Source organism: Streptomyces sp. NPDC002499, assembly GCF_053595415.1.
The window spans coordinates 202,953-218,684 of record NZ_JBSFXO010000008.1 but is presented as its reverse complement, the minus strand read 5'-3'; the positions used below and the strand labels follow the sequence as shown (position 1 = coordinate 218,684).

Annotated in this window: 12 protein-coding genes; 6 read left to right on the top strand and 6 right to left on the bottom strand. The window is 70.5% G+C overall.

What is annotated here, in order from left to right:
* Positions 1–201 precede the first annotated feature (201 nt).
* A complete protein-coding gene (locus ACWD5F_RS23825) occupies positions 202–1,176 on the top strand; it encodes an acyl-ACP desaturase (RefSeq protein WP_401712354.1) in 975 nt (324 codons plus the stop codon).
* A gap of 133 nt (positions 1,177–1,309) precedes the next feature.
* On the opposite strand, the gene ACWD5F_RS23820 is transcribed toward ACWD5F_RS23825, so the two are convergent.
* Positions 1,310–1,555 (bottom strand): WhiB family transcriptional regulator, encoded by a 246-nt coding sequence (locus ACWD5F_RS23820; protein ID WP_124001983.1) that lies wholly within the window; start codon positions 1,553–1,555, stop codon positions 1,310–1,312.
* A gap of 266 nt (positions 1,556–1,821) precedes the next feature.
* On the opposite strand from ACWD5F_RS23820, the gene ACWD5F_RS23815 reads away from it, so the two are divergent.
* Positions 1,822–2,607 (top strand): VOC family protein, encoded by a 786-nt coding sequence (locus tag ACWD5F_RS23815; RefSeq protein WP_451257084.1) that lies wholly within the window; start codon positions 1,822–1,824, stop codon positions 2,605–2,607.
* A 63-nt stretch (positions 2,608–2,670) separates the two neighbouring features.
* Here ACWD5F_RS23815 and ACWD5F_RS23810 read toward each other — a convergent pair whose 3' ends face one another.
* From ACWD5F_RS23810 to ACWD5F_RS23800, 3 genes are all read right to left on the bottom strand, one after another.
* Positions 2,671–3,753 (bottom strand): LacI family DNA-binding transcriptional regulator, encoded by a 1,083-nt coding sequence (locus ACWD5F_RS23810; RefSeq protein ID WP_401712360.1) that lies wholly within the window; start codon positions 3,751–3,753, stop codon positions 2,671–2,673.
* 163 nt (positions 3,754–3,916) lie between these two features.
* Positions 3,917–4,852, bottom strand: a complete 936-nt coding sequence (locus ACWD5F_RS23805) for an ornithine cyclodeaminase family protein (RefSeq protein WP_451257082.1) — start codon at positions 4,850–4,852, stop codon at positions 3,917–3,919.
* A gap of 14 nt (positions 4,853–4,866) precedes the next feature.
* Positions 4,867–5,838 (bottom strand): multicopper oxidase domain-containing protein, encoded by a 972-nt coding sequence (locus ACWD5F_RS23800; protein ID WP_451257080.1) that lies wholly within the window; start codon positions 5,836–5,838, stop codon positions 4,867–4,869.
* 189 nt (positions 5,839–6,027) lie between these two features.
* Between ACWD5F_RS23800 and ACWD5F_RS23795 the strand changes: the two genes are divergently transcribed.
* Positions 6,028–8,514 (top strand): ThuA domain-containing protein, encoded by a 2,487-nt coding sequence (locus ACWD5F_RS23795; RefSeq protein ID WP_451257079.1) that lies wholly within the window; start codon positions 6,028–6,030, stop codon positions 8,512–8,514.
* Positions 8,514–10,727, top strand: coding sequence for an OmpL47-type beta-barrel domain-containing protein (locus tag ACWD5F_RS23790; RefSeq protein WP_451257077.1), 2,214 nt, complete (start codon positions 8,514–8,516; stop codon positions 10,725–10,727). The genes ACWD5F_RS23795 and ACWD5F_RS23790 overlap by 1 nt, the downstream gene beginning before the upstream one ends.
* A gap of 42 nt (positions 10,728–10,769) precedes the next feature.
* Here the strand turns inward: ACWD5F_RS23790 and ligD are convergent, their stop codons facing one another.
* Positions 10,770–11,795, bottom strand: a complete 1,026-nt coding sequence (ligD, locus tag ACWD5F_RS23785) for a non-homologous end-joining DNA ligase (RefSeq protein ID WP_451257075.1) — start codon at positions 11,793–11,795, stop codon at positions 10,770–10,772.
* A 74-nt stretch (positions 11,796–11,869) separates the two neighbouring features.
* Here ligD and ACWD5F_RS23780 point away from each other — a divergent pair, with 74 nt between their 5' ends.
* Positions 11,870–12,940 carry an ATP-dependent DNA ligase gene (locus tag ACWD5F_RS23780; RefSeq protein WP_451257073.1) on the top strand — a complete coding sequence of 357 codons (1,071 nt, stop codon included), beginning with the start codon at positions 11,870–11,872 and terminating at the stop codon, positions 12,938–12,940.
* Between the two features lie 31 nt (positions 12,941–12,971).
* Here ACWD5F_RS23780 and ACWD5F_RS23775 read toward each other — a convergent pair whose 3' ends face one another.
* Positions 12,972–14,489 carry a hypothetical protein gene (locus tag ACWD5F_RS23775; protein ID WP_451257071.1) on the bottom strand — a complete coding sequence of 506 codons (1,518 nt, stop codon included), beginning with the start codon at positions 14,487–14,489 and terminating at the stop codon, positions 12,972–12,974.
* Positions 14,490–14,690: 201 nt separating this feature from the next.
* Here ACWD5F_RS23775 and ACWD5F_RS23770 point away from each other — a divergent pair, with 201 nt between their 5' ends.
* Complete coding sequence (locus ACWD5F_RS23770) at positions 14,691–15,698, top strand: DUF3048 domain-containing protein (protein WP_451257070.1); 1,008 nt, start codon at positions 14,691–14,693, stop codon at positions 15,696–15,698.
* The last annotated feature ends 34 nt before the right edge of the window (positions 15,699–15,732 follow it).

Genomic DNA, 15,732 nt, shown 5'->3' with positions numbered 1-15,732 from the left:
AAGACCGGGGAACACGGCCTGATCAGGGCTCTTTACACCCCACTTAACCTACGGCAACGTAACCTACGGATACGTAGCCTACGATGCCGTAGGTTCCGGCACCGCTCGCCGGACCCACCCGGCTCCGTCCCGCTCAGTTCCACCCGGTCCCGCCCGGTCCCGCTCTGTTCCGTCTTTGTTGCCCGTCCCCCTGGAGTTCCCGTGACGATCACCTCCCCGCACCTCGGCAGCCCTTCCGTCTGGACCGACGCCCGACTGCTGTACGCGCTGGAGGAAGTGGTCGAGAAGGAACTCAACCGGCACCTGAGCGTCACCAAGGACTGGATGCCGCACGAGTACGTGCCGTGGTCGGACGGCCGTAACTTCCCCGGCCTCTTCGAGGACGGCGAGGCCTGGGACAAGGGGCAGTCGAAGGTCACCGAGATCGGCCGCATCGCGCTGGTCGTGAACCTGCTGACCGAGGACAACCTGCCCAGCTACCACCACGAGATCGCCTCGCTCTTCGGCCGCGACGGCGCCTGGGGCACCTGGGTGCACCGCTGGACCGCCGAGGAGGGCCGCCACGGCATCGTGATGCGCGACTACCTGCTCGCCTCGCGCGCGGTGGACCCGGACAAGCTGGAAGCGCTGCGCATGGCCCACATGAGCGAGGGCTTCGAGTCGGACAACCGGCACTCGATGCTGCACTCGGTCGCCTACGTCGCCTTCCAGGAGCTGGCCACCCGCGTCTCGCACCGCAACACCGGCCACCAGTCCGGCGACCCGGTCTGCGACCGCATGCTGGCCCGCATCGCGACCGACGAGAACCTCCATATGGTCTTCTACCGCAACCTCCTGAAGGCGGCCTTCGACCTGGCCCCCGACCTGACCATGCAGGCCGTGCGGGACGTCGTGGTGAACTTCCGGATGCCCGGTCACGGGATGCCCGGCTTCGAGCGGTCCGCCGCGCAGATGGCGATCGGCGAGGTCTACAACCTGCGCATCCACCACGACGACGTGATCCAGCCGGTGCTGCGCTACCTGAAGGTCATGGACATCGACGGCCTGGGCCCCGAGGGGCAGCAGGCGCAGAACGAGCTCGGTCTGTTCATGGGCGGCCTGGACGCGGAGGCCGCGAAGTTCGACGAGAAGCTCGCCACCCGCAAGGCCCGCATGGCGGCGCGCGCCGCGGGCTGACACGGCACGCACGCGTGCACGCGGCCGGTACGGGAACGCCCGTGCCGGCCGCGTCGTCGTCCGCGGCCGGGCAGGGCGTGCGTCAGGTGCGGTCGGGCAGGCGGGCGTCAGGTGCGCTCAGACCGGGCGGGCGTCAGGTGCGGTTCCGCCTGAGTTCCAGTCGCTCCTTCTCCGACAGACCGCCCCAGACACCGAAGCGCTCGTCGTTCGCCAGGGCGTAGTCGAGACAGGCGGTGCGCATCTCGCACATGCCGCAGATGCGCTTCGCCTCACGTACCGAGCTGCCCGGCTCGGGGAAGAAGAACTCCGCCCCGGTCTGCGCGCAGAGCGCCTGGGCCTGCCAGCCGGGGTCGGCCGGGGTCATGGTGTCGATGTGCATGGCGAGATCGTGCCGCAACTCGAAAAACGTTCGATCAACGCGGGATCAACGCCATGCCCCAAGGCCTCCGGCCATCCGATGGTGACCCACGGCACACACCAGCGCACGGCGGCGCGCGGCACGGCGCGGCGTGATGTGAAATCCACGGAGTCGGCGCCGGTACGCCAGGTCCATACGCGTCCTTCACGCCGGTACGGCGGCGATTGTCAGTGGGCGGTGCAAGACTCGGCAGAGCAGAGAACGGGACCCTTCCGAGGAGGGCGCACATGCTCACCACCCGTTTCGTCAACGGCGCACCGAACTGGATCGATGTCGGCACATCCGACATCGACGGCGCCATCTCCTTCTACGGCGGTGTCTTCGGCTGGCGGTTCCAGTCGGCGGGACCCGAGGCCGGCGGCTACGGCTTCTTCCAGCTGGACGGAAAGACCGTGGCCGGCGGCATGCAGACCTCGCCCGAGCAGGGCCCGCCCTCCTGGACCGTCTACTTCCAGAGCGCGGACGCGGAGGCCACCGCGAAGGCCGCCGAGCAGTCTCACGGCGGCGTGCTCATGCCGCCGATGGACGTCATGGGCGAGGGCCACATGGCGATCCTCGCGGACAAGGCGAGCGTGCCGTTCGGCATCTGGCAGCCGGGCCGGCTCAAGGGCGTCGACGTGGCGAACGAGCCGGGCTCGCTGTCCTGGGTCGAGCTCTACACGCCGGACATCGCCGCGGCCGCCTGGTTCTACCACGAGACGCTCGGCCTGGAGACGGCCGCGGTGAACTTCCCGGGCGGCACGTACACGACGGTCAACCCGGCCGGAGCCGACGAGGACTCCATGTTCGGCGGCATCGTCCCGCTGGCCGACGACCCGAATGAGGACACCGCTTACTGGCTGCCGTACATCGAGGTCACGGACGTGGACGCCGTGGTCGCCAAGGCGCGGGAACTGGGCGGCGAGATCCGCGTCCCCGCCACGGACATCGAGGGCGTCGGCCGCGTCGCCAAGCTCGCCGACCCGTACGGGGCACGCTTCGCGGTGATCAGGAACGCGGAGCAGCAGGGCTGAGGAGCACGACCGGCTGAAGGGCGGGAGCCGACCGAGGGGCCGAGCCGAGCCGAGGGGACAGACCTACGCGGAGGCGCGCCGTACCAGTGTCGTCGGCAGGACGATGCCGGACGGCGCGCCCTCCGAGATCTCGACGGTCCCGGTGGTCCCGACCTCCCTGAGGCTGCCGGCCGTGTCGTCGCCCTCGCGGTGGTCGAGGCGGCGCAGCAGCAGACGGGCCATCAACCGGCCCATCTCCTCTATGTCCTGGCGGACCGTCGTGAGCGGCGGGTCGGTCTGCTCGGCCACCGGCCCCACGTCGTCGAAGCCGATCACGGCGACGTCCTGCGGCACTCGCCGCCCGCGTTCGCGCAGCACCCGCATCGCGCCGGCGGCGGTGAGGTCGTTGGCGGCGAACACGGCGTCCAGGTCGGGGCGCCGGTCGAGCAGTTCCCGCATCGCCTGCTCGCCGCCGGCCGGGGTGAAGTCGCTCTCGACGATCAGCCCCGGGTCGACGTCGGTCATGACGTCCCGGAACCCGTCGAGCCGGTCCGCCGCGGACGTCTGGTCCAGGGGCCCGGTGATGTGCGCGATGCGGGTGCGACCAAGACCGACGAGATGGCGTACGGCCGTACGGGCGCCGTCGCGGTTGTCGCAGTCGACGTACTCCGGGCCGCCCTTGCCGTCGCTCCAGCCGGGCCGGCCGCCGAACACGGTCGGCACACCGGCGTGCTGGAGCAGCCCCGGCAGCGGGTCGTCGAGGTGCAGCGAGAAGACGAGGGCGCCGTCGACATGGCCGCCGGCCAAGTACCGGCCCACGCGCGCATGATCGTCACGCCCCTCGATGAGCAACAGCACGAGTTGATTGTCGTGGGCGGTCAACTCCTTGCTGATACCGCGCAGTTGCAGGGCGAAGAAGGGGTCGGCGAAGACCCGGGTCTCCGGCTCGGCGATGACCACGGCGACGGCGTCGTGGCGCCGGGTCACCAGGCTGCGCGCGGCCTGGTTCGGCACGTACCCGAGCTCCTCGACCGCCTTGCGCACCCGCTCGACGAGCGGCTCCCTGACCCCGTCGCCACCGTTCACGACCCGGGACGCGGTGGCCCGCGAGACCCCGGCCCGCGCGGCCACGGCCTCCAGCGTGGGGCGTGGTGCGGTGTCGCTCACTTCGGGGCCTCCTCGGTGGTTGCGGATCAGGATAACGCCCGGTGGGGAACGGAGAGAGAGCGCTCTAGCATCACGAGAGAAGGGCGTTCACGGAGGACACGATTGACGCACCCGGACGGCACCGCCCTCGCCCGCCGCCGCGTGATCCGCCGCGGGCCGCCCCTCACGCCAGCAGATCCACCCGTCGCCCCACCCCGTCCCGCACCGCCCGCTCGTACGCCACCCAGGCCAGTGCCAGGTCCTGCCACGGCAGCCCCACCGGCGCGTACACGGACCGTGTCTCCTCGCTCGTCCGACCGGGACGCTCGCCCCGCAGCACCTCGCCGAGTGTCGCGTCGGCGGCCGTCGCCGGGAGGCCGGCTGCCGCCAACGCGCCCATGTCGGCGGCGAGTTCGCGGTCGTCGACGACGAGCAGGGCGTTGTCGAGCAGGTCGGCGGCGAGTTCCTGTTTGCCGGGTTCGTCCGCGCCGAGGCTGGTGAAGTGCTGGCCGGCGCGGGTGTCCGCGAGCCGTAGCAGTGGCTGTCTCGACCAGGTGGCCAGCAGCAGTGTGTCGGCGCTCGCCGCGGCCTCCGGCGCCGAGCCGACCGTCCGGCCTCCGTGCCGCGCGGCGAAGGCGGTGGCGCGCTCGTCGTCCGTGTCGTGGACGACGAGGTCCGGGTACGGCCGTCCCAGGGCCCGTAGTCCGCGGAGCATCAACTCCGCCTGCGCGCCCGCGCCGATCACCGCCACCGACTCACCCGGGCCAGCGAGGAGGTCGGTGCCCAGGGCAGCCGCCAGGCCCGTCCGCCAGGCGGTGACCGTGGCCGAGTCGAGCAGGGCGAGGAGTTCGCCGTCGGCCCCCGAGTGCAGGCAGATCACTCCGCGCAGCGCGGGCCGGGCGCTCGGGAACTTGGCGTTGACCTTCACCGTGTAGGCGTCGATGCCGGGCAGCAGTCCCGGGATCAGCGCGGTGGCCGTGCCCGGGAACGGCAGGTCCGTCCGCACCCGCTGCCCCACGACCGCGCCCGTCGGCACCCGGAAACCGGTCCGCAGCGCGTCGAGGCAGTCGTCGACCGCCAGGACGGCTTCCAGATCACTTCGCGTCAGTACAAGCGTCACCCGGCCATGATCCGTCAGTGCGCGTGCGCAGCGTGCGGGTCATGGGGGTCGTGCGGCTCGTAGCCGGGAATCGTGCCGTCCGTCTTCTTCACCAGGAACAGCCCCACCATCCCCATGTCGGAGTGGCTCTGGACATGGCAGTGGTACATCCACGCGCCCGCCCCGACGCCCTCCCCCGCGACCACCTGGAAGCCGAAGGAGTCCGCCGGGCCGACGATCTTGTTGTCGACGACCTGGCTGGGGTCGTCCGGGCCGGTCAGCAGACCCGTGCGGTTGTCCGCCCAGCGATGCCCGTGCATGTGGAAGGTGTGGTAGTACTCGCCGTGCGTGATCATCACGAACTCGACCCGGTCACCGACGGTGGCCTCGAAGTCGGGCCCGGAGTGGGCGGGTTGGTTGTTGATGCTCATGTCGTTGAAGACGATCGTGTACGTCCGGTCCGGCAGGACGTCTCCCTTGCGGCGCACGATCACCGGGCCGTAGAGGCCGTTGCGGATGCCGCTGGTGCCGTGCTCGGTGCCGACGACGTGGTCGTGGTAGTGCCAGTAACCGGCGCTGCCCGCCCGCCAGGTGCCGTCCGCGCGGCGGCCCGGCGCGTGGGTGCGCCAGGTGTAGGTGCGGGTGCCGCCGGGCTCGACGTCGCTGCGGTTCAACTTGGTGCCGTCGCTGGAGATTTCGTAGTCCAGGCCGTGCACGTGCAGGCTGGCGGCCACGTCCATGGTGTTCTCGAACTCGATGTGCAGGGTGTCGCCCTCGTTGAGTTCGATGAGCGGCCCGGGGATCGACGCCTTGCCCTTCTCCAGGCCGTAGCCCATCTGCCCGCCGGCAAGGCGCTCGGCGTACAGCTTGATGCGTTTGACCTCTCCCCCGGCCGGGGCGGTCTTCGCCGGAGCTGCGGCGCTCACGGCCTCCGGCGCGAGGGACAACGATGTCGCGACGGCCGCGCCGCCGAGCAGCACCCGTCTGTTGAACCCGCGTCTGTCCATGCGGAACTCCCCACCCTGGTAAGGAATTTGCGGAGGTGCACCTGTGATGAACCTGTGAGACGGTAGCGGCCCTTCCGCCGTTTTTCCACACTCAGGACAAAGTTCGTGGGATCCCGGTCATAGGTATTGGCGAGCCGAGCAAAGCCGTCTAGCTTCCTTGGCGTTGCCGCTGTGACCGAGGAGGTGCCCATGCACTTACGAGGGTTGAGCACAAGAGGCGTCAGAAGACGGGCCTGGGCGGCCACCGTGACCGCCGGGGTCGTCACCGCCGGACTGCTGTCGGGACCCGTCGCGAGCGCGCGGCCGGCCCCGGAACCGTCCCCGACAACGATGTCCGTCAAGTCGCCCCCGGGCGGCCCGAGTGTGCGGGTGCTGGTCTTCTACGGTTCCGCGGCGGCCGGGGACGAGTCCCCCGTCGTGAACGCCGGGATCGGCGCGATCGAGCAGATCGGCCTCACCGGACCCGCCGAGCAACGGTTCGAGACCGAGGCCTCGGACGACGCCTCGGTCTTCACCGACGAGGCCAGACTGGGCAGTTACAACGCGATCGTGTTCCTGACCGGGGGCGGGGATGTCCTCGATCCGGAGCAGGAGGCGGGACTTGAGGCCTACATGGAGGCGGGCGGCGGTTTCGTCGGCGTCCATGACGCGGCCCGCGCGGAGCCGTACTCGGACTGGTTCACCGGTCTGGTCGGCGCCCGTCCGGCCGCCTCCAGCCCAACCGCCGTACAGCGTGCCGTCGTTGAGGTCGGCGACCGGCAGCATCCGGCGACCAAGGATCTGCCGTTGCAGTGGAAGCGGCCGGACCAGTGGCCGAACTGGGTGAAGAACCCGTCGGGCGACGTGCACACCGTGGCCCGGGTGCGCGAGTCGACATACACGCCGGGTGCGAGTGCCAACGGCGCCGACCACCCGGTCAGTTGGTGCCGTGACTACGACGGCGGCCGCTCCTTCTACACCGCGATGGGCGGCACGGTGTCGTCGTACGACGAGACGGACTTCCGCGCCCACCTGCGCGGCGCGCTGCTGTGGACCACCCGGCTGGCGCGGGCCGACTGCAAGGCGACGATCAACGCCAACTACAAGGCCGAGCGGCTGACTCAGGCCAACCAGCCGGGCCAGAACGACCAGATCGGCGAGCCGCACGGCCTGGTCACCGCGCCCGACGGACGCGTGCTCTACATCGGCCGGGGCGGCGCCGACTCCTCCCAGCCCGTGATCACCGACTGGAACAACCCCGATGTCGGCAAGGGCAAGGGCCAGATCCACGTCTACGACCCGAAGACCAAGAAGGTCACGCTCGCGGGCGAGTTGACGGTCTTCGGCAACAAGGGCGGCGGCGACGAGCTGGTCAAGGTCGAGGAAGGCCTGCTCGGCATCGCACTCGACCCGCGCTTCGAGCAGAACGGGTGGGTGTACCTGCACTACACGCCCCATTCGCAGCTCAACCGCGACACACAGATCGCCGAGCGGCGGGTCTCCCGCTTCACGCTCGACCTCGCCACCAACAAGCTGGACCTGGGCAGCGAGAAGACGCTGCTCAAGTGGCCGGTGCAGGTGCACAGTTGCTGCCACGCGGGCGGCGGGATGGCCTGGGACTCCAAGGGCAACCTGTACATCGCGACCGGCGACAACAACTCCAGTGGTTTCAGCGACGGTTACTCCGGCAACAACCCGGTGCCGAGCTACAAGGGCGTGTCCTTCGCCGACGCGCGCCGCACCGCCGGCAACACCAACAACCTCAACGGCAAGATCCTGCGCATCCACCCGGAGTCCGACGGGACGTACACCCTCCCGGCGGGCAACCTCTTCACCGGCAAGGAGACCGACGAGGGCGGCGGCAAGACGCGCGGCGAGATCTACGTGATGGGCGTCCGCAACCCGGCGCGCATCTTCGTCGACCAGCAGACCGACACGCTCTACGCGGGCTGGGTCGGCCCGGACGCGGGCGCGCCGTCGACCACGTGGGGTCCGGCCAAGTACGACACCTTCGCCGTCATCACCAAGGCGAGCAACCGGGGTTGGCCGTACTGCATGGGCAACAAGCAGCCCTACCGGGACCGCAATCTGCCGGATCCGACGAAGCCGCTGGGCTGGTACGACTGCGCCCACCCGAAGAACGAGTCGCCGAACAACGACGGCTTGATCAACCTCCCGCCGGTCACCGGCAACAACATCTGGTACTCGCCCCAGGGCGGCGCACCGGACTACCCGCGCGACGCGAACGGCATTCCCTCCTACAAGCAGGCGGAGGCCAAGTACCTGCTGCCGTGGCTCAAGGGCGGCGGCCAGGCGGCCATGAACGGCCCGGTCTACCGGTACGACGCGGCGAGTGCGAGCGCGACCAAGTGGCCCTCGTACTGGGACGGCAAGTGGTTCGTCGGTGACTTCTACGACGCCGACCAGCCGCGCAACGCCGTGCTCACCGACCCGAAGACGCAGGGCGACGGCGGTCTGCCGGTGCACTCGGAGTCGCTGAAGAAGATCATCCCGATCGGCAACGACGGCATCAAGAACCTCATGGACTGGAAGTTCGGTCCGGACGGGGCGCTGTACGTCCTCGACTACGGGCGCGGCTTCTTCACCTCGGACGCCAAGTCGGCGCTGTGGCGGGTCACTTACACGGGCGGCGGACCGACACCGGCCGCGAACCAACTGGTGGGAGGAGGGCAGTGATGCGGCACCTTCTTCGGCGACGAAGAGTCTGGGCGGCCCTGTTGGCCGGCCTGCTGATGATGCTGGGCCTGCAGACGACGGCGGGCGCCCAACCCGAACGGGCCACGCAGGCGGCCGCGGCGCAGACGCTCACCTGGACCGCGGGCGACGACATCACCAAGTACGTCTCGGCGCCCACGACGGCGGTCGCGGGCACGGCGACGATCGTCTTCGAGAACAGTGTGGCGACCGGCAACACCATGGGAATGCCGCACACGTTGACGTTCGCGACGTCGGACCCGGAGTTCAACTCCGACGTCGAGCTGAACATCCTCGCCAACCCGAACGACGCGCAGGGCGGCCGGCACACCGCGGAGGTCACGCTCACACCGGGCCGCTACTTCTACCACTGCACGATTCCTGGCCATGGTCAGATGCAGGGCATCCTGGTGGTGACCGAGGGCACCGGCGAGGACACCACCGCGCCCGAGACCTCGGTCGACGTCACCGGAACGCGCAACGCGCAGGGCCAGTACGTCGGTTCGGCGAGCGTGGCGATCGCCGCGAGCGATCCGGGCGGTTCCGGTGTGGATCGGGTCGAGTACGCGATCGGCGACGACGGCGCCTGGCTGCCGTACACCACGCCGGTCGTGGTAAATCAGGTCGGCGATCACAAGGTCCGCTACCGGGCCTCGGACAAGGCGGGCAACGTGGCCGCCGAGAAGAGCGTCGCGTTCACGGTCGTCGCGCCGCCGACGGACGACACGACCCCGCCGGAGACCTCGGCGACGGTCAGCGGGGAGAAGAACCCCGAGGGGAACTACCTCGACATGGCCACGGTCACCGTCTCGGCCTCCGACACCGGGTCCGGCGTCAACACCATCGAGTACGCGGTGAACTCGGGTGCCTGGACGGCGTATTCGGGCCCTGTGATGGTGCATCAGCTCGGCACGCACACCGTGCGCTACCGGGCCACCGACAAGGCGGGCAACGCGGCGGCGGACAAGAGCGTCACGTTCACCGTGGTCGCGACACCCCCGAAGGACACGACCCCGCCGGTGACGGGCGTGACCGTCGGCGGGACGCGGAACTCCGACGGGGCGTACGTGGGCAACGCCAAGGTGACCGTGAGCGCGGCCGACGAGGGCGGCTCGGGGGTCGCGGGCATCGAGTACTCGCTCGACGCCGGACCCTATCTGGCGTACGGCGGGCCCGTGGTGGTCGACCGGACCGGCACCCACACGGTGGCGTACCGGGCGACCGACAAGGCGGGCAACACCTCACCGGCACGGAGCGTGAGCTTCACGGTGGTGGCCGGCGGCGGGGTGCCCGCGCCCAACTGCCCCGAGTTCGACGAGCGGTTGACGGTCATCGTCGGCACGGTCGACTCCGGCGTCCCCAACCGGGTCACCAACAACCGGTGCCGGATCAACGAGTTGATCGAGGACGAGAAGGAGTGGACCTCCCACGCGCTGTTCCTCAAGCACGTGAAGGCGGTCCTGGACAAGCTGTTCAGGGAAGGGGTCGTCGACGAGCGCGAGTACGACACGATCACGGAGGCCGCCCAGGAGTCCGGGATCGGCAAGCCCGGACAGACCGAGGGCTACCGGACGATCTTCGACGGCACGGCGGGTTCTCTCGCCAAGTGGGAGCAGGTCGGCGGCGGTTCGTTCGGCCTGAACTCCGACGGGTCGATCACGAGCGGCACCACGTCCGACGGCCTCGGCATGCTCTGGTACCCGCAGCGCAAGTACGGCGACTTCTCGCTGAAGCTCCAGTGGCGTGACGACGCGCCGGGCACGGGCAACGCCAACTCCGGTGTGTTCGTGCGGTTCCCCTGGGTCCACAACCACCCGGAGGAGTCCCGGCCCGAGTGGGCCGCCATCAAGTACGGGCACGAGGTGCAGGTGTTCGACCGGCCCGACGGCGACCTGTACAAGACGGGCTCCATCTACGGCTTCGACCGGGTGGGCCTCGCCGGTGCCGGCGTCACCCAGAAGGGCACCTGGAACGACTACGAGATCCGCGTGGTCGACCAGCACTACTCGGTCTACCGCAACGGTGTCCTGATCAACGAGTTCGACAACATCGGCGGCCAGGACTTCTTCCCGGCGCGCTCGGACGACCCGGGCACGGACGGGCGGCGGTTCGCGTCCGGCTACATCGGGCTCCAGGTACACAGCGTCACGGACGTGGTCTCGTACCGGGACATCCGGATCAAGGAGCTGCCCTAGCAGACATGTCCGTAGCAACCTCGGGAGGCGCCCCGGCCGGGACTACTCGGCCGGCGGCGCCTCTTTCTTCGCCCGGCTCGGCTGCACCCGCTTCGGCTCGCCCGGCATCTTCGGATACTCCGGCGGATAGGGCAGGTCGCCGAGCCCGTGGTCGTGTTCGTCCCGCCGGGCGAGTTCGAGGAGGGCGTCGAGGGAGAAGCGGTGGTCGTCCATGTCCGCGTGCACGTCGCCGAGTTGGGCGAAGCGCGCGGGCATGGTGGCGATGTCGAAGTCCTGCGGGTGCGCGGTGCCGACCTCGTCCCAGGTCAGGGGCGCCGAGACGGGGGCGTGCGGGCGGGGCCGTACCGAATAGGCGGAGGCGATGGTGCGGTCGCGCGCCGTCTGGTTGTAGTCGACGAAGATGCGCTCGCCGCGCTCCTCCTTCCACCACTTGATGGTCACCTGGTCCGGCATCCGGCGCTCCAGCTCCCGGCCGACGGCGATGGCGGCACGCCGGACCTCGGTGAAGGTCCAGTTGGGCTCGATCGGCACGAAGACGTGCAGGCCGCGTCCGCCGGAGGTCTTGGGGAAGCCCTTGAGACCGCCGAACTCGTCGAGCACGGCGCGCAGTTCGTGGGCGGCGCGGACGGCGTCGTCGAAGTCGGTGCCGGGCTGCGGGTCGAGGTCGATGCGGAGTTCGTCGGGGTGATCGACGTCGTCACGGCGGACCGGCCAGGGGTGGAAGGTGAGCGTGCCGTACTGGGCGGCCCACAGGACGGCGGCCTCCTCGGTCGGGCACATCTCGTCGGCGCTGCGACCGCTGGGGAAGGTGATGTGGGCGGTCGGGATCCAGTCGGGCATGTTCTTGGGCGCCCGCTTCTGGAAGAAGTTCTCGCCGGTCACGCCGTCGGGATAGCGCTCAAGGGTGGTGGGGCGGTCGCGCAGGGCGCGCAGGATGCCGGGACCGACGGCGATGTAGTAGTTCGCCAGGTCCAGCTTGGTGAATCCGCGCTCGGGAAAGAAGATCTTGCTCGGGCTGGACAGCCGGACGGCCCGGCCGCCCGCCTCCAGTTCCACCGCTTCGGCCATGCGGCCACGGTAGGCGCACCTCGGGTCCCACGCACACCGGGCGGCAGCCGTCGTATGAGAGCAGAATCGGAGCCATGGACCTGCCGGTGATGCCACCCGTGAAGCCGATGCTCGCCAAGTCGGTGGCGAGGATCCCGCCGGACATGCAGTACGAGGCGAAGTGGGACGGGTTCCGGGCGATCGTGTTCCGGGACGGGGCCGACGTCGAGCTCGGGAGTCGTACCGGCAAGCCGTTGACCAGGTACTTTCCCGAGCTGGTGGCGGCGCTCGCGGAGCGGTTGCCGCGGCGGTGCGTGCTGGACGGGGAGATCGTCATCGCCCGGGACGGGCGGCTCGACTTCGACGCGCTCACCGAGCGGATCCACCCGGCGGACTCCCGGGTGCGGACCCTCGCCGAGCGGACCCCGGCGTCCTTCGTGGCCTTCGACCTGCTGGCACTGGCGGACGACTCGCTGCTGGACGTGCCGCTCGCGGACCGGCGGGCACTGCTCACCATGGCGCTGGCGGGGGTGTCGCCGCCCGTGCACGTGGCGCCGGCGACCACCGACATCGAGGTGGCGCGGCGCTGGTTCGAGCAGTACGAGGGGGCGGGTCTGGACGGCGTCATCGCCAAGCCGCTCACCCTGCACTACCTCCAGGACGAACGCGCCATGTTCAAGATCAAGCACGAGCGCACGGCGGACGTCGTCGTCGCGGGCTACCGCCTGCACAAGAGCGGCCCGATCGTGGGCTCGCTGCTGCTCGGCCTGTACGACGACCAGGGCACCCTCCAGCACGTGGGCGTGTCGGCCGCGTTCCCGATGAAGCGGCGCGCGGAGCTGATCGACGAGCTGGAGCCGCTGCGCATGACGGACGTCGAGGGCCACCCGTGGGCGGCCTGGTCGCAGGAGTCGGCACACGAGACGGCCCGCCTGCCCGGCGCCCCCAGCCGCTGGTCCGGCAAGAAGGACCTCTCCTGGGTCCCGCTCCGCCCCGAGTGGGTTGCCGAGGTCGCCTACGACCACATGGAGAACGGCGCCCGCTTCCGCCACACGGCCCGCTTCCGCCGCTGGCGCCCGGACCGCACCCCCGAGAGCTGCACGTACGCGCAGCTGGAGGAGCCGGTGGGGTACGACCTGGCGGAGATCTTCGGGCCGCAGGACTGAGGCGGTCGGGGCCGTGCGCACGACAGAACCCTCACGGCTGCGGGACGAGCTCCGACATCACGGCGAGCGGCAGCGACGGATTGGCGGCCGCCGCTTCCACCACCTGCCAGTCGGTGTCGGCGAGCAGTTCCACGATGACCGGCACAGGGAGTGCCGGATGACCTGCGGCTGTCCGTCTCGCCTGTGCGTCCGCCAGGCAGGCGAGCAGAGCCCGGGCCGTCGCGTTCCGGTGCCGTGCGATCTCGCGGAACGCCTTCCGCACCGGTGGTTCGTGCCGGGTCAGGTCCTCCAGCAGTGCCGGACTCGCGTCCGGGTTGGTCGCCACCTTGGCCAGGACCCGGACTCCGTGCCGGTCGACCATGGCGCGCAACTGTGCCTCAGTGAGGCCCGGGTGCGGGGCGATGGACTTGACGACCTTCGCGTCGGGGTCGGCGGCCAGCGCGTCCCGGACCTCGGGGCGCAGATCGCGTCGTTGGGCCACGAGCATGCGCGCGGCCGGGTTCGCCGACCGGGCCAACTCCCGAACCTCGGCGAGAGACGCGGCGGCGATCCGCGGCAGCAGCGTGGGGCCGATCCTGGTGACACCGGCCAGGTGGACGAGCACGTCGATCGGCACGTGCTCGTTGTGCGCGAGGCTGCGCCGCACATCGTGGCCACGGTCGTCGGCCAGTACGCGGATCAGGTCGTCGTCGATCGCGGGATTCCCGGCGAGGTCGGCCCGGACACCGGGTGTGGGGTCCGCGGCCAGTCGCCGGTACACCTCTTGGGGCAGGTCGGAGCGGGCCGCGAGCGTCCAGCGCAGGAGCATCGACGGGTGGTCCGCGAAACCGACGACGGCTTGGGTGGGCGTCGCCGGGTTGCGCAGCGCCGCTTCCCGCACGTCGTGCACGGCGGACTCGTGGGAGCCGTCGCAGGAGGCGCCCGACAGCAGATCGCAGTCGGTCCGCGAGCAGTGCGCGTCGTGCACGAACGGCGTCGTCTCGCGGTCGCAGACCAGGCACCGCCGCGCGGGCGGCAGGCCCTCGCCGGTGACGAGGGCCGCCAGTACGTCCGGGGGCGTCGATTCATTGGCCGCCACCGCGCGCCGGACCTCGGCGTGCGGATGCTCGGCCAGCTTGGCGGCCGCTTCCCTCGTGGTCCACAGCGCGAGTTCCGCGACCACGCGTACGTCCGAGTCCGCGGCGAGCGCCTCCACCACATCGGCCGGCAGGTCGGAGCAGGCAGCCAGCTTCTCCCTGCGCTCCCGGTCCGGATCCGCCGCGAAGAGGCGCGCCCAGTCCGGGTCCCCTGCGCCCTCGTCGAGCAGGGCGAGGGTGGCGAGCGGCCGGGCCACGGGATCCACGTCCGCGGCGGTCAGTCGGCCCTCGTACGCAAGCCGCACACCGCTCTCCTCGACGCGCGAGAGCAAGGCGACCGCCTGCGCACGACTGAGGTCCGCCCGGCCGGCGAGGTCCACGGCGATGTCGGCGTCCGCGACCGCGATCAGCCGGTCGACCAGTTCGGGCGGCAGTGCCGCATTGGCGGCGAGCCCGCACAGGACATGGTTCACGGAGGGCATCCTGCCTGCGCCGTGATCGATCCGCTCAGGATTTTCGAGCTGATCACAGCCGGGGACACGGCCCCCGGCACCCACCAAGGACGACGCTCTACAGCCGATCGGCCCATTCGACGCGCGCAATGGTCATCGAGGGGGTAAGCGCAGCTATGAACTTATAAGCGCACAATCGATGACACAGGATGTGGTGCCACGGTGGGCAAGGGACGCACGGCGCGCACACGACGCGCCTCGACGACGGTGGCGCTGTTGGCCGCCACGGTGACGGCAGCGCTCGCGGCCGGCTGCACGGGCACGCACAACCCGGTGGACGACGGTCGCGGACAGCTGCGGACGCCGGTCCCGACCCCCAGCAGGAGCGGCGGCGACGACACCGAGAAGAGCGCCGGCTCCGTACTCGCCGTGAAGATCGACAACGTACGCGCCGCCCGCCCGCAGACCGGACTGCGTGCCGCGGACGTCGTCTACGCCGAGCAGGTCGAGGGCGGGCTGAGCAGACTGATGGCGGTGTACGCGACCCAGCTGCCGAAGTCGATCGGGCCGGTGCGCAGCGCGCGGGAGTCGGATCTGGAGCTGCTGCGTCAGTACGACGATCCGACGCTCGCCTTCTCCGGAGCGCAGGGCAAGCTGCTGCCGCTGATCGACAAGGCACCCCTGCGGGCGGTGCCGCCGGGCGACGGGGACGAGGGCGCCTACTACCGGGGCACCGACAAGGCCGCCCCGCACAACCTCTATCTGCACCCCTCCAAGCTGATGCCCTCCGCCCCCGGTGCCGACGCGCTGACGAACGGCTTCACCTTCGGCGCGGCGCCCTCCGGCGGCACGAAGGAGACCTCGCGGACCGTCCGCTACCCGTCCGCCTCCTTCACCTTCTCCTGGTCCGCGAAGAGCGACCGCTGGCTGGTGTCCATGGACGGGACGCCGACGGTGACCACCGACGGCAGGCGGGTGGCGCCGGCGACCGTCGTCGTGCAGTACGTGAAGGTCCGCAAGTCCCGCTTCCACGACGTCCTCGGCAACAACACGCCGTACACCGAGACGGTGGGCTCCGGGACGGCGCAGGTGCTGCGCGGCGGACGGGCGTACGACGTCGACTGGAAGCGCGAGAAGGCCGCGGACGGCACGGAGTTCACGACGAAGGACGGCTCCCCGGTGAACTTCGCCAAGGGGCAGGTGTGGGTGGTGTTCGCGAAGGCGTCCTGACGGGCGGCCGGATCGGAGCGGACCCCCTCGCACC

Coding starts and splice junctions, on each gene's coding strand:
- ACWD5F_RS23820 (WP_124001983.1), bottom strand. CDS start 1,555: ATGCACATCGACACCATGACCCCGGCCGACCCCGGCTGGCAGGCCCAG.
- ACWD5F_RS23815 (WP_451257084.1), top strand. CDS start 1,822: ATGCTCACCACCCGTTTCGTCAACGGCGCACCGAACTGGATCGATGTC.
- ACWD5F_RS23800 (WP_451257080.1), bottom strand. CDS start 5,838: ATGGACAGACGCGGGTTCAACAGACGGGTGCTGCTCGGCGGCGCGGCC.
- ACWD5F_RS23795 (WP_451257079.1), top strand. CDS start 6,028: ATGCACTTACGAGGGTTGAGCACAAGAGGCGTCAGAAGACGGGCCTGG.
- ACWD5F_RS23790 (WP_451257077.1), top strand. CDS start 8,514: ATGCGGCACCTTCTTCGGCGACGAAGAGTCTGGGCGGCCCTGTTGGCC.
- ligD (WP_451257075.1), bottom strand. CDS start 11,795: ATGGCCGAAGCGGTGGAACTGGAGGCGGGCGGCCGGGCCGTCCGGCTG.
- ACWD5F_RS23780 (WP_451257073.1), top strand. CDS start 11,870: ATGGACCTGCCGGTGATGCCACCCGTGAAGCCGATGCTCGCCAAGTCG.